The following is a 12,992-nucleotide window of genomic DNA, read 5'->3' on the forward strand; positions in this document are numbered from 1 at the left end:
CGCACTGTGCGGATACGTCGGAGGGTACGAGCAGGATGCCACTGTATCATTTTCATGAAATGCAGCATGCGGCGCTGGCGCCGATGCGGCTGATGGCGCAGACCATGCAGACGATGTTCACCAACCCGTGGATGCCGTTTGCCCATACCAACACCGGCCGCAGCCTGGCCGCCGGGGCAGAACTGTTTGAGCGGATCACCCGCCAGTATCCGAAACCGGGGTTCAACCTGCCGGTCACCGACATCGCAGGCCACAAAACTGCGGTACACGAAGAGGTGGCGCTGCGGCTGCCGTTCTGCAACCTGCTGCATTTCGCCCGCGACAATGCGCCAAAGGATGACCCGAAAGTCCTGCTGGTCGCCCCGATGTCGGGCCACTATGCCACCCTGCTGCGCGGGACCGTCGAGGCCATGTTGCCCGACCACGACATCTATATCACTGACTGGATCAATGCCCGTGATGTGCCGCTGTCGCAGGGGGAGTTCACCTTTGCCAGCTATGTGGACTACCTGCGCCAGTTCCTGACCTTCCTCGGCCCCAACACCCATATCATGGCGGTGTGTCAGCCCAGTGTGCCGGTGCTGGCCGCTGTATCGCTGATGAGCGAGGATAAGGATCCCTGTCGGCCGACCTCGATGGTAATGATGGGCGGGCCGATCGACACCCGTCAGAGCCCGACGGCAGTCAACGAATTTGCCGACACTCATGAAATGAGCTGGTTTGAAAGCAAGGTGATCCACACCGTGCCGATGACCTACGCCGGGCGCGGGCGCCGGGTCTATCCGGGGTTCCTGCAGCTGTCGGGCTTCATGTCGATGAACATGGACCGGCATATGAATGCTCACCTGCATTACTACCGTCACCTGATCAAAGGCGATGGCGACTCGGCTGAAAAGCACCGTGAATTTTACGACGAATATCTGTCGGTGATGGATCTGCCTGCGGAATTCTACCTCGACACCATCCGCTGGGTGTTCAAGGAACATGCCCTGCCGGAAGGAACCCTGACCCTCGGCGGACGCCGGGTCGATCCTGCCGCGATCACCGATGTCGCCCTGCTGACCGTCGAAGGGGAGCGTGACGACATCACCGGTGCCGGACAGACCATTGCCGCCCATTCTCTGTGCAGCAGCCTGCCGGATGACTTGCGCAAGCATCATCTTCAGCCCAAAGTGGGGCATTACGGTATTTTCAACGGGCGCCGCTGGCGCGAGGAAATCCTGCCCCATGTCCGAGACTTCATCCGCGCCCACGGGGCGCGGGCCGAAAAGCAGCGCGCGGCCTGACGCCGCCGCCCTTAAGACCACCACTGATGCCTCCTCCGGAGAGCTTCCGTTCTGGAAACGGAAATCTCTGGAGGAAATGGACCGCGCAGAGTGGGAATCCCTCTGTGACGGCTGCGGTAAATGCTGTCTGCACAAACTGCAGGACGAGGATGAAGACGGTGAACCCGGCGAAATCCACAATACCAACGTTGCCTGCCGCCTTCTTGACCTTGGCTCCTGCCAGTGCTCCGACTATGCCAACCGCTGGGACTTTGTGCCGGACTGTGTCCAGCTGTTCCCGCAGTTCATCGAAAAAGCGGTGTGGTTGCCGACAACCTGTGCCTACCGTCTGCTGCATGAAGGCAAGGACCTTGCCTGGTGGCACCCGCTGGTCTCAGGCAGCGCGGAAACCATTCATGAAGCAGGCATCAGTGTCCGGGGGCGGGTGATCTCTGAGCGCAAAGCCGGGCCGCTGGATCACCACATTGTTGACTGGCCGGACCTGTGATCGGCACGCGGTCGCCTGTCACTGCCAGCCTGTCGGTGGAAGTCAGCGGGCGGGTCCTGCCGGTGCGGATCCGGGTTTCCCCCCGGGCTGTCCGGCTGACCCTGCGCTACCTGCCGCAGGAAGACTGCCTGACGGTTACCGCCCCACCCGGAGTCTCGGCCCGGTTCATCCGGAAGTTCCTCAGTGATCATCATGACTGGATCGGGCGGCGGATTGCCACCGCCCCCGACCGGATCCCGTTTTTGCCCGGCCAGACGATCCCGGTTCTGGGGCAGATGCGGCTGATTACCCATACCCCGCAGGGACGGCGAGGTCTGCAGATGACGGACACACAGATCGTGCTGACCGGCCCGGTCGAAAAGCCGGAAAACCGGGTCAGGGATTATCTGGTCCGGCTCGCCCGCGACACCATCACCACCCAGTGCCAACGGCTGACCCCGCTGGTGGAAGGCCGGATCCGGCGCATCAGCGTGCGCGATACCCGATCCCGCTGGGGCAGCTGTTCGGCACTGGGGGATCTGTCGTTTTCCTGGCGGCTGGTGATGGCCCCGCCAGCAGTTCTGGGGTATGTGGTGGCCCACGAACTGGCCCATCTGGCGGAAATGAATCACTCCCCCCGCTTCTGGGCCGAGGTCGCCCGGCTGATGCCAGACTACCCGGCCCCCCGGGACTGGCTGAAACGGCACGGCAGCAGCCTGCACCGGTATGGATGATGCCCCGGCCCTGCCCCCACGGACGCAGAGCAGCCCGGTAACCGGGTGGTAACCTGAACCTCCCCACCCTGCCGGTTCGGGTGGTTTTATCCGCCGGTTGATACTGCCATAGTTACAAATGAAACAAATAGCGCGGAAAGCCTCCCCTCCCCCATGCTGACCAAACCAGACCCCCGGACCCCGACAGTTGCCGTTCTGCTGACCTTTCTGGTTGCCTTCGGACCGATCTCCACCGACCTGTATCTGCCGTCACTGCCGGATATGACGCGGGCCTTCGGCACCACTGTCAGTCAGGTGCAGATGACACTCTCGGCCTTCACGCTCGGCTTTGCCTGCGGAATGCTGATCTATGGCCCCCTGTCAGACCGTTTCGGGCGGCGGCCGGTGATCATCGGCGGGATCGTGCTGTATCTGATCGCCTCTGTTGCCTGCCTGCTGGCCCCAACCATCGATACCCTAATTCTCGCCCGCTTCGCCCAGGCATTCGGGGCCTGCGCCGGGCCGGTTCTGGGCCGGGCCATTGTACGCGACGTCTATCACCGTGATGAGGCGGCACGGATGATGTCCTACATGGCATCCGCCATGGCTCTGGCCCCGGCGGTGGGGCCGATTATCGGTGGCTGGCTGCATGGCAGCTTCGGCTGGCGGTCGAACTTTGTGGCGCTCGTGGTGTTCGGGACCTGCGTACTGGCCGCAACCCTGCTGTTACTGCGGGAAACCAATGCCCATATGGATCCGCAGGCCACCCGTCCGGGGCGGCTGCTGCGCACCTACGGCAATCTGCTGAAATCACCGGTCTTCATGGGCTATACCCTGACGGTCGGCTTCGGCTTCGGCGGCCTGTTCAGCTTCATTTCCGGCTCGTCCTTCGTCATTATCGACGTGCTGGGCATTGACAGTGCCCACTTCGGTTTTGCCTTTGCCTGCGTGGTGATCGGCTATATCTGCGGGGGGTTTCTCGCCGCCCGGCTGACCGGGCGCTACGGCCTTGACCGTGTGCTCGGCTTCGGCACGCTGGGTATTGGGGCCGCGGGGCTGCTGACCGCCGGTATCGCGCTGGCCGGAATCCAGACACCCGCCGGTGTGATTGCCCCGATCTCTCTCTACTTCTTCTTCTGCGCCCTGACTTTGCCCAACGGCACTGCCGGCGCCATCGCTCCGTTCCCGAAAATAGCCGGATCCGTCAGCGCCCTGCTTGGCTTCCTGCAGATGGGCTGCGGGGCTATTGCCGGGTATCTGGTCGGGATGCTGCATAATGGCACCACCCTGCCGATGTGCCTGAGCATCGGCATCATGGGCAGCCTGTCGATGGCAACGTACTGGATTCTGGCCCGCAGCGCCCGGAAGGCCAATCCCTGACAGGCATAGAGAAAGGGGCTCCCCAAAGCCCCTTTTACCTCTTCTCTGTTCCTATGATCTCTCAGCCGTTTTCAGCCAGAACATCCCCGGCCAGATACAGCGACCCACAGATCATAATCCGCCGAGGAGCGGTCTGTCCGGCAACCAGAGCCGTAACTGCGGCTTCAACACTGTCACAGGGGAGCACATCCCCGGCCCCAAGCCCTCGCGCCGTCTCTGCCACGGCCTGCGGCGGACGTCCGGCAGCGCTGGACAGCACCGGCACCGTTCGCACCCGCTGGACCAGCGGCAGCAGGGGGCGCAGGAAGCCAGCCTCATCTTTCGTATCAATCATCCCGACGACCAGATCCAGCGGGCGAGCCTCGGTCTGCTGCTGCAGATAGGCAGCCAGCCGCACCCCGGCATCCGGGTTATGACCGCCATCCAGCCACAGATCCCAGCCAGCAGGCAGGGCCGAAACCAACGGCCCGTGGGTCAAGTGCTGCAGACGGGCGGGCCAGTCCACGGCAGGCAACCCCTGACGCAGCGCCTGCTCCGGAACGTTCAGCGCCGGGACCAGCGTCAGCACCGCCAGTGCCAGACCGGCATTCTGGATCTGATGATCGCCCGGCAACCGCGACCTTGGCAGGGTCAGGTGGGTTTCCCCGGCCCTGAAGGACAAAACACCGGCACCACCGGCGTCCGCTGAGAAGTCACGGCCCTCGCGCAGCAGCAGCGCCCCGATGCGGGCAGCCGCGGCCTCAACCACGGCAGCGGCCTCCGCCGGATGGGCGGCGGCGATACACGGCACACCGGGGCGCATAATTTCGGCCTTTTCGGTGGCGACGGAGGTCAGCGTATCCCCGAGATACTGCTGATGATCGAGGGAAATAGAGGTCAGCACTGTCGCTGCCGGACGGGTCACCACATTGGTGGCGTCCAACCGCCCGCCCAGCCCGGTTTCCAGCAACACCACATCAGCGGGTGTGCGTGAAAACGCCAGAAGCGCAGCACAGGTGGTCACTTCAAAAAAAGTGATCGGCTGGCCGCCATTGGCGGCCTCCACCTCCTCCAGCAGAGCCACCAGCGCCGAGTCGCTGATGATCTGTCCGGCAAGGCGGATCCGCTCGTTGAAGCGGACCAGATGCGGCGAGGTGTAGACATGGACCGTCTTCCCCGCGGCTTCCAGACAGGCCCGCAGGGTGGCGACGGTCGACCCCTTGCCGTTGGTCCCGGCAACATGGACGACCGGCGGCAACCGGTCCTGCGGATTGCCCAGCGCCGCCAGCAGACGCCACACCCGATCCAGCGACAGATCGATGATCTTCGGGTGCAGCGCCGTCAGGCGGTCAAGCGCGGCGGACGGATCAGCCGGGACGCCCGTCATTTTATTCCGCCGGGATCCGGGCCCGCAGCGGCACGACCTGACCGGCCGGGCCACGGTTCCGCAGCAGATCAAGAATATTGACCAGCGTTTTGCGCAGATCATGGCGCTTGGCCACCACGTCGACCATCCCATGGTCGCGCAGATATTCCGCTTTCTGGAAGCCTTCCGGCAGCTTCTGACGGATGGTGCTCTCGATCACCCGGGCCCCGGCGAAACCGATGGTCGCGCCCGGCTCAGAGACATGGATATCCCCCAGCATGGCAAAGCTGGCTGTGACGCCGCCGGTGGTCGGATCCGTCAGCAGCACGATGTAGGGCAGGCCATGTTCCTTGACCTTCTCCACCGCCACGGTGGTACGGGCCATCTGCATCAGGGACAGAATCCCTTCCTGCATCCGTGCCCCGCCGGAAGCCGGGATTACGATCAGCGGTGCATCCTGCACCACGGCCAGCTCGGCTGCAGCAACCAGACCCTCACCGACCGCCATCCCCATCGACCCGCCCATATAGGAAAAGTCAAAGGCGGCGATCACCACGTCAATCCCCCCCATCGCGCCATGGGCGACGATGATGGCATCCTGTTCGCCGGTCTTGGACCGGGCTTCCTTGATGCGGGCCGGATACGCCTTGAGGTCTTTGAACTTCAGCGGATCTTCGGCCACCTTCGGCAGCTCGATCCGCTTGTAGTTGCCATCATCAAACAGCAGTTCCAGCCGCTTTTTCACCGGCAGGCGCATATGATGACCGCAGTGGGTGCAGACCTGCAGGTTCTTCTCCAGCTCCCGGTGGAAGATCATCTGCTCGCAGGCGCCGCACTTGATCCAGAGGTTATCAGGAACCTCCTTCGGGCGGACAAGCTGCTGGATCTTGGGGCGGACGAAGTTGGTCAGCCAGTTCATCGGTGGGGCAACCCCATACTGTCAAAAAGATGCCAATACATGCACCGCTCCGCCCCGGATGTCCAGTGCGGGGTGAACAGAGCAGGCAGGCGATTGCCCGTGCGGGAACGGTCCAGCCTTAAAAATCCATCACCGTCATCAGAATAAACGGCAGCAGGACAAAGGACATAAGGGTCGACATCACGGCAATGCCCGCCACTTCTTCCGGGCGGTTGTTGAACCGGACCGCGAACAGATAATTGAACATGGCAACCGGCATGGCGCTCTGCACCACCACCACACCACGGGCGGCCCCCTCCAGCCCCAGCAGCCATGCGACTGCCCAGCCGATCACAAACCCCATGACAATCCGCAGCAGGGCAATCCCGAAGCTGCGGCGGATGCTGGTGATCTTCAGCCGGGACAGAGAAACCCCCAGCGCGATCAGCATCAGCGGAATCATCACCCCGCCCAACAGCTTCAGGGTATTGGCGGCCCAGACCGGCATCTGGATACCGGTAATAATCATCAGCAGCGCCACCGGCACGGCATAAACAATCGGCGTACGGGCCAGATCGGTCAGAGAGGCTTTCCCCGATGCCAGCTGCGATCCCAGCGTGAACAGAAAAATCGAATTGAGGGTAAAATATCCGATCGACAGCGCCAGCCCATGATCACCAAAAGCAAACAGGCACAGCGGAATACCCATGTTGCCGGTATTCCCGAACGCCAGAGAGGGCAAAAAGGCCGAAATCGGTTCCTTCGCCGCTTTCAGGATCAACCAGCCGACAACGACAAACGCCACATGAGTCAGCAGGGCAGCCAGCATCATTTCTAACAGAACCGAGAGATCAAGGTTCACCCGCAGCAGGGTTTCCACGATCAGGGCCGGGGCGCCCAGCGCTGTCACCAACAGGGTCATTGCCGGGGTATCAAACGGCAGTTTCCGCAGGGCCCAGACATATCCGATCAGGGCCAGAATCATGACCGGTGCGATAACGTTGAACAGAATCAGCAGCATCGGGAAGATCCGTACCGGTCAGAAAGGGGAGGAGAAGCACCATGACCGCACACCCCCCGGCACGCAAGCCGGAACCTGCCCCGGCTGTCAGCCAAAGGGGTTCATGACCGCCCGGCGCTCTTCCGGCCGCATCGATTTCAGCACGGCTTTGGCGTTTTCCTTGGCATTGGCGATGCCCAGCGCATCTGCTTTCACATACAGGTCAAAGGCCTGCGTCAGATCACGCTTGACCCCAACCCCGTTGGTGAACATCCACGCCAGCAGTTCAATCGCCTGAGGGTCACTCCGTTCCGCCCGGCGGCGGACCGCATCAACGGCAAAGGGGCTGGGGGATCCCCCGGCGATGCTTTTCAGCACCTCGTTCCACGCCATCGGAGTATTCAGCGGCATTTCCACCACCCCTGCCCCCACCCGCCCTTCCCCGGATCCGGGAACGGGGGGTTTCGGCTCAGGGTAAGGGGGCAACCCACGGTTCAGCACATAACCCGGCAAAATCCCGGCGTTCTCTTCCCGCAGGGAGTCCCGGTAGATCTGGTCGAGGCTGACCGCCTGCGCCCACACCGGCCCCAGTGCCGCCAGCCCCCCCAGCACGCAGCAGGCCGCCGCCGCCCGGTGAATACCGCGGCGCAGCATATGCAGCGTCAAAGAGGAAAACCGGGGAGTCATGCGCGGTCGGGATCCGGGACAGGGGACAACAGAGAAGAAAGCAGGATACGGAAGGCTGACTATTTTGCTGCAGTGTGGCAGGACACCCTTACTAAAGCATGAAAGTCAGGCTGACGAGGGGGATATACGGACCATAAAAGCGAATGGACCGGTCCGCCGGTTGACTTTCGAACGGGTCAAACACACTCTCTGACCCATGATGATGATCCACGCCACCTGCGTCTCGATTGATGGTCATGGGGTTCTCCTGCGCGGCCCTTCCGGTAGCGGTAAGTCAGATCTGGCCCTGCGTCTGATTGATGCCGGTGCACATCTGGTCGGCGATGACTACTGCCGGTACCACACCGAATCCGGATGGGCCGGTGACGTCCTGATCGCCTCCCCCCGTCCGGAACTGGCCGGGGTGCTGGAAGTGCGGGGGCTGGGCCTGATCCGGGTCGGCCATGTACAGGACGTCCCGGTCCGCCTGCTGTTTGACCTGTGTCCGGGGCAGATCCCGGAGCGGATGCCGGTACCGGAAACGGTCGAACTGTCCGGCGTGGCCGTACCCCGGCTGTTTCTTGACCCTTTTCATGCGTCCGCTGCGGCAAAAGTCAGGCTGGCCGTGCGGGTAATCACCGGCGATGTGGTGCTGCTGTCATGACAACCTCCCTTCCGCCCCCCTCTCCCGCCGCCCGGGTCATTATCGTTACCGGCCTCTCCGGTGCCGGAAAGTCAACGGCCCTGAAGGGGTTCGAAGACATGGGTTATGAGGCCGTGGATAACCTGCCCCTGAGCCTGCTGGAACGTCTGGTCGGAGAAGCCGCCCCCGGTGTGCGCAAACCGCTGGCGGTGGGCATTGACATCCGCACCCGGGATTTTGATGTCAGCCGCCTGCTGGCCGCAGTCGATACCCTGCGGACCCACCCGGACCTTGATGTAGATCTGCTGTTTCTCGATGCGGATGAGCATGTTCTGGCCCGGCGGTTCACCGAAACCCGGCGGCGGCACCCGATCGGCGGCGATCTGCCGCTGACCGATGGCATTTTGCTGGAACGCCAGATGCTGTCGATGCTGCGCGACCGCGCCGACGCCGTGATCGACACCTCCCGCCTGCCGGTCGCCGATCTCAGGGGGCTACTGGAAAAACAGTTCGGTACAGAGGCCAACCCGGGCATGAGCGTGGTGGTGATGTCCTTCGGATTCCGCAACGGATTACCGCGTGAAGCCGATCTGGTCTTCGATGTCCGGTTTCTCCGCAATCCGCATTATATCGACGCCCTGCGTCCCCAGACCGGCCAGTCGGCTGACGTCGGGGCCTATATCGCAGCCGACCCCGCGCTGGCAGGGTTCCTTGACAGCCTCAAAACCCTGATCGGGCCGCTGCTGCCCCGCTATGAGGAAGAAGGAAAGTCCTATCTGACCATTGCCATCGGCTGTACCGGCGGCAAACACCGGTCCGTCTATGTCGCCGAACAGCTTTTTCACTGGCTGAGTACGCTGGGACGACGTCCGACCTTGCGGCATCGTGATATGCCGGGCACACTCACCGCTTCCGCTGCGGACGTGCACCATCCGGCGGCGGGCTGCTGAGCCCGGCACCGCTGCCGGGAGAACCACAAAAACAGCACAGATCTTAAAGAAAACGGATCTTACTGAGGGGAAATGCGCGGATGATTGGAATGGTACTCGTCACCCACGGTCGGCTGGCGGATGAACTGATCGCTGCGCTGGAGCATGTGGTCGGCCCGCAGGCAGGGGTGGCATCGGTCTGCATCGGACCCGATGATGATATGGAACAGCGGCGGGCCGACATCCTCGACAACGTCGGCCGGGTTGAGGACGGCAGCGGTGTTGTGGTCCTGACCGACATGTTCGGCGGCACCCCGTCCAATCTGGCCATCTCGATCATGGGCAAGGCCAAGGTCGAGGTGATCGCCGGGGTCAACCTGCCAATGCTGATCAAGCTGGCCAGTGTCCGCAACGACATGGCCCTCGCCGATGCCGTTCTGGCGGCGCAGGATGCCGGGCGCAAGTACATCAACGTTGCGTCCAAGCTGCTGAACAAATAACAACAGGTCGCAGGAACAGGGGCACAGGCCCCTGCTGTCCCCGGTGGCGGGCCCGGCCCGTCATCCAAAGACAAAAACCGTCCGGGAGGAACCCGTTATGTCTGATACTGCCCTTCAGCCGATGATCACCGAGGAAGCCGACGGATCGGTGTTCCGTACCGCCACCATCACCAACAGCCGCGGCCTGCACGCCCGTGCCGCCGCCAAGTTTGTCAAACTGGCTGAAACCTTTGATGCCGATGTCCGCGTCACCAACCGGGGGGAGACCGTTTCCGGCAGATCCATCATGGGTCTGATGATGCTGGCCGCCTCACCCGGCACCACCATCGAGCTGCGGGCCAGCGGCACCCAGGCCCGACAGGCCCTGGAAGGACTCGGCAAACTGGTGGATGATAAATTCGATGAGGAATGACCCACCCCCCGGCCGCTGCGGCCCCGGCGGCCTCCGCGAGGAACAGTGCTTCCGGGGGCTGGCCGTCGGCCCCGGGGTGGTGATCGGCGTCGTTCATCTGCATGACCCCGGCGATGTCCGCGCTCCGGAATACCGGATTGCCGCCAACCGGGTCAGTGCCGAGAAGAAACGGTTTGCACAGGCGGTCGCCGCTGCCCAGCGCCAGATCGGCGTCTTGCGCGGAAAAGCTGAGAAACTGCCCGCGCATGCCGGGGAAGAACTCGGCTTCATGCTTGATGCTTACAGTCATATGCTGCAGGGATCGCGGCTGGTCCGGGGGGTGGACCTGCGGATCGAGCAGGACCGGATCAACGCCGAAGCGGCGGTGCGCACCGTCATTGCCGATCTGGCCGAAGCCTTTGCGTCGATGAACGACGCCTATCTGGCCGGGCGCGCCGACGACATCCGCGAGGTCGGTCACCGGCTGATCCGCAATCTGACCAAAACCACGGTCAAAGCCTTCGACAATCTGCCGCGCCGGGCCGTGGTGATCAGCCGGGAACTGACCCCGGCTGATACCGCCATGTTTGACCCGCAGTACGTCCACGGCTTCGCCACCGAGTCGGGCGGCGCCCAGAGCCACACCGCCATCATGGCGCGGTCCCTTGACCTGCCTGCCGTTCTGGCGGTGCCGGATCTGGTGCGGTCCGTCCGGGGTGGCGAAACCGTCATCATTGACGGTATCGACGGACAGGTGATCCTGAATCCCTGCACGGAAACACTGGCCGCCTACCGCATCAAACGGGCTGATTTCCTGCGGGCCCGCCGCGCCCTGACCCGGCTGAAAGATCTGCCCGCCGTCACCAGCGACGGCGTCACCGTACGGCTGCTCGCCAACATCGAACTGCCGACGGAAGCCGAAGCGGTGCTTCAGGCCGGGGCGGAAGGAATCGGCCTGCTGCGTAGCGAATTCCTGTTTATGAACCGCCCCGACTGGCCAACCGAAGACGAGCAGTATGCCGTACTGCGGTCTGTGATTGAACGGATGCAGGGCCGTCCGGTGACGGTCCGCATTCTCGATGCCGGTGGCGATAAACTGACCTCCGCCAGTGGCACCAGTCTGCCGGATAATCCGGCCCTTGGGCTGCGGGCGGTCCGGTTCCTGCTGTCAGCCCCGGATGTTCTGGAAGCCCAGCTGGCGGCGATCCTGCGGGCTGCCGTTCACGGACCGGTGCGAATTCTGGTGCCGATGGTTTCCAACTGCGATGAGATTCAGGCGGTCCGGCAGGCCGCTGAGACGGTCCATGCCCGTCTGAAAGATCAGGGCATTCCGGTGCCGGACGCCCTGCCACCGATCGGTATCATGATCGAGATCCCCGGTGCCGCCCTCGCCGCCGATGCCCTCGCGCCGCTGTCAGACTTTTTTGCCATCGGCACCAATGACCTGACCCAGTATACGCTGGCGATCGACCGCACAGACGAGACGGTTGCCCACCTGTACAACCCACTGCACCCAGCCGTCCTGCGGCTGATCCATTTTGCCACCGGCGCCGCCCTGCGGGCCGGGATTCCGATCAGTGTCTGCGGGGAAATCGCCGGGGATCCCCGGCTGGCACCGCTGCTGCTGGGCATCGGCATCCGCGAACTGTCGATGGCGGCAGGCAGTCTGCCCCGGGTCAAACAACGGATCCGCAGAATCAGCCATATGGACGCCGAAACCTTTGCCCGACGGGTGATGGCAGAATTCGATCCGGCCCGGATCACCGAACTGGTGAACGCCTTCAGCTGACCTGCGCCTGTGGTATGCAGCCCAGTTCGCCCAGTGTCATACCGGACAAAATCCGGCTTCCGGCCCTGCCGGAGGGGGGCTATTGTCGGCGCTCCCCCCTCCGGGGATCTGCACTGCCCCTGCGGAGCCACCCCGGACTCCTGCGGAACTGGCGAGGACTGCCGTGGATCTGACTTTGGGTTATGACGTGCTGGCGATGCTGTTCGCCATCGCACTGGTTGCCGGCTTTCTGGACGCGATGGCAGGCGGGGGCGGACTGATCACCATTCCCGCCCTGCTGCTGTCCGGTGTCCCGCCTCTGATCGCCCTTGCCACCAACAAAGTCCAGGGCTGCTCCGGCAGCCTGACCGCAAGCATCGCCATGATCCGTATGGGGATGCTGCGGCCACAGGACGTCGGGTGGCCCTTCCTCGCCGCGCTGATCGGATCCGTCCTCGGGGCAATCGCCATCCATTATGTGGATGCCAAAGCCCTTGATATCATCATCCCCGCCGTGCTGATCGGCATCGCGGTCTATTTCATTCTGGCCCCCAAAGCGGGGGAGGTGGATGGGAAACCCCGGATGGGGCGGATGGCATACCGGACCACGGTGATCCCGGCAATCGGCCTGTACGACGGCATGTTCGGCCCGGGAACCGGCTCTTTCTTTGCTTTGGCCGGGGTCGCCCTGCGCGGCCAAAATCTGGTTCGCGCCACAGCCCATGCCAAAGCCATGAACTTTGCCAGCAACATTGCTGCGGTTGCTGTCTTCATCGCCAGCGGAAAAATCCTGTGGATTGTTGCCCTGTCGATGGTCTGCGGACAGGTGATCGGCGCCAGTCTGGGATCCGTGGCGGTGGTCAAGGGGGGATCGAAGTACATCCGCCCCCTGATCGTCACCATGTGCATGATCATGATCGGCCGCTATTTCTGGCAGTACTTCCGTTAAGGCCGTTGCGGCCCCGGCTCAAAAAAACCGGCCAGCCTGAGCTGTGCCGGTTTTTTTT

At 63.1% G+C, this 12,992-nt stretch carries 14 protein-coding genes; 10 read left to right on the plus strand and 4 right to left on the minus strand.

From position 1 onward, the window contains the following. Positions 1–35 precede the first annotated feature (35 nt). From G365_RS0107795 to G365_RS0107810, 4 genes are all read left to right on the plus strand, one after another. The gene (locus G365_RS0107795; protein WP_019644951.1) at positions 36–1,286 is read left to right on the plus strand and encodes a polyhydroxyalkanoate depolymerase; all 1,251 of its coding nucleotides are present in this window, start codon (positions 36–38) and stop codon (positions 1,284–1,286) included. Continuing rightward, complete coding sequence (locus G365_RS0107800) at positions 1,228–1,773, plus strand: YcgN family cysteine cluster protein (protein WP_081628483.1); 546 nt, start codon at positions 1,228–1,230, stop codon at positions 1,771–1,773. The genes G365_RS0107795 and G365_RS0107800 overlap by 59 nt, the downstream gene beginning before the upstream one ends. Continuing rightward, positions 1,770–2,486, plus strand: a complete 717-nt coding sequence (locus tag G365_RS0107805; protein ID WP_019644953.1) for a M48 family metallopeptidase — start codon at positions 1,770–1,772, stop codon at positions 2,484–2,486. Before G365_RS0107800 ends, G365_RS0107805 begins: the two co-directional genes overlap by 4 nt. Positions 2,487–2,639: 153 nt before the next feature. Next, complete coding sequence (locus tag G365_RS0107810; protein ID WP_019644954.1) at positions 2,640–3,845, plus strand: multidrug effflux MFS transporter; 1,206 nt, start codon at positions 2,640–2,642, stop codon at positions 3,843–3,845. A gap of 61 nt (positions 3,846–3,906) precedes the next feature. On the opposite strand, the gene G365_RS0107815 is transcribed toward G365_RS0107810, so the two are convergent. The 4 genes from G365_RS0107815 to G365_RS0107830 all read right to left on the minus strand — a co-directional run bounded on the left by G365_RS0107815 (position 3,907) and on the right by G365_RS0107830 (position 7,775). Next, a complete protein-coding gene (locus G365_RS0107815) occupies positions 3,907–5,211 on the minus strand; it encodes a bifunctional folylpolyglutamate synthase/dihydrofolate synthase (protein WP_019644955.1) in 1,305 nt (434 codons plus the stop codon). A gap of 1 nt (position 5,212) precedes the next feature. Then, the gene (accD, locus tag G365_RS0107820; protein ID WP_019644956.1) at positions 5,213–6,109 is read right to left on the minus strand and encodes an acetyl-CoA carboxylase, carboxyltransferase subunit beta; all 897 of its coding nucleotides are present in this window, start codon (positions 6,107–6,109) and stop codon (positions 5,213–5,215) included. Between the two features lie 118 nt (positions 6,110–6,227). After that, positions 6,228–7,109: an AEC family transporter gene (locus G365_RS0107825; RefSeq protein WP_019644957.1), complete on the minus strand. Its 882-nt coding sequence runs from the start codon at positions 7,107–7,109 to the stop codon at positions 6,228–6,230. Between the two features lie 87 nt (positions 7,110–7,196). After that, complete coding sequence (locus tag G365_RS0107830) at positions 7,197–7,775, minus strand: SEL1-like repeat protein (RefSeq protein ID WP_155976184.1); 579 nt, start codon at positions 7,773–7,775, stop codon at positions 7,197–7,199. A gap of 196 nt (positions 7,776–7,971) precedes the next feature. Here G365_RS0107830 and G365_RS0107835 point away from each other — a divergent pair, with 196 nt between their 5' ends. From G365_RS0107835 to G365_RS0107860, 6 genes are all read left to right on the plus strand, one after another. Then, entirely contained in the window at positions 7,972–8,418 is a 447-nt protein-coding gene (locus G365_RS0107835) for an HPr kinase/phosphorylase (protein ID WP_019644959.1), read from the plus strand. Continuing rightward, positions 8,415–9,347, plus strand: coding sequence for an RNase adapter RapZ (gene rapZ / locus G365_RS20750; protein WP_081628485.1), 933 nt, complete (start codon positions 8,415–8,417; stop codon positions 9,345–9,347). Before G365_RS0107835 ends, rapZ begins: the two co-directional genes overlap by 4 nt. Before the next feature lie 80 nt (positions 9,348–9,427). Then, entirely contained in the window at positions 9,428–9,826 is a 399-nt protein-coding gene (locus tag G365_RS0107845; RefSeq protein WP_019644961.1) for a PTS sugar transporter subunit IIA, read from the plus strand. Positions 9,827–9,923: 97 nt separating this feature from the next. Then, a complete protein-coding gene (locus G365_RS0107850) occupies positions 9,924–10,238 on the plus strand; it encodes an HPr family phosphocarrier protein (protein ID WP_019644962.1) in 315 nt (104 codons plus the stop codon). Continuing rightward, a complete protein-coding gene (ptsP, locus tag G365_RS0107855; RefSeq protein WP_019644963.1) occupies positions 10,228–12,006 on the plus strand; it encodes a phosphoenolpyruvate--protein phosphotransferase in 1,779 nt (592 codons plus the stop codon). The genes G365_RS0107850 and ptsP overlap by 11 nt, the downstream gene beginning before the upstream one ends. Positions 12,007–12,169: 163 nt before the next feature. Further along, positions 12,170–12,934 carry a TSUP family transporter gene (locus G365_RS0107860; RefSeq protein WP_019644964.1) on the plus strand — a complete coding sequence of 255 codons (765 nt, stop codon included), beginning with the start codon at positions 12,170–12,172 and terminating at the stop codon, positions 12,932–12,934. The last annotated feature ends 58 nt before the right edge of the window (positions 12,935–12,992 follow it).

Source organism: Novispirillum itersonii subsp. itersonii ATCC 12639, assembly GCF_000381985.1.
In the GTDB taxonomy this organism is placed as follows: domain Bacteria; phylum Pseudomonadota; class Alphaproteobacteria; order Rhodospirillales; family Rhodospirillaceae; genus Novispirillum; species Novispirillum itersonii.

Bases quoted from the DNA above. Each gene is read 5' to 3' on its own strand.
- G365_RS0107795 (WP_019644951.1), top strand. From the start codon at position 36: ATGCCACTGTATCATTTTCATGAAATGCAGCATGCGGCGCTGGCGCCG.
- G365_RS0107800 (WP_081628483.1), top strand. From the start codon at position 1,228: ATGTCCGAGACTTCATCCGCGCCCACGGGGCGCGGGCCGAAAAGCAGC.
- G365_RS0107810 (WP_019644954.1), top strand. From the start codon at position 2,640: ATGCTGACCAAACCAGACCCCCGGACCCCGACAGTTGCCGTTCTGCTG.
- G365_RS0107815 (WP_019644955.1), bottom strand. From the start codon at position 5,211: ATGACGGGCGTCCCGGCTGATCCGTCCGCCGCGCTTGACCGCCTGACG.
- accD (WP_019644956.1), bottom strand. From the start codon at position 6,109: ATGAACTGGCTGACCAACTTCGTCCGCCCCAAGATCCAGCAGCTTGTC.
- G365_RS0107825 (WP_019644957.1), bottom strand. From the start codon at position 7,109: ATGCTGCTGATTCTGTTCAACGTTATCGCACCGGTCATGATTCTGGCC.
- G365_RS0107830 (WP_155976184.1), bottom strand. From the start codon at position 7,775: ATGACTCCCCGGTTTTCCTCTTTGACGCTGCATATGCTGCGCCGCGGT.
- G365_RS0107835 (WP_019644959.1), top strand. From the start codon at position 7,972: ATGATGATGATCCACGCCACCTGCGTCTCGATTGATGGTCATGGGGTT.
- rapZ (WP_081628485.1), top strand. From the start codon at position 8,415: ATGACAACCTCCCTTCCGCCCCCCTCTCCCGCCGCCCGGGTCATTATC.
- G365_RS0107845 (WP_019644961.1), top strand. From the start codon at position 9,428: ATGATTGGAATGGTACTCGTCACCCACGGTCGGCTGGCGGATGAACTG.
- G365_RS0107850 (WP_019644962.1), top strand. From the start codon at position 9,924: ATGTCTGATACTGCCCTTCAGCCGATGATCACCGAGGAAGCCGACGGA.
- ptsP (WP_019644963.1), top strand. From the start codon at position 10,228: ATGAGGAATGACCCACCCCCCGGCCGCTGCGGCCCCGGCGGCCTCCGC.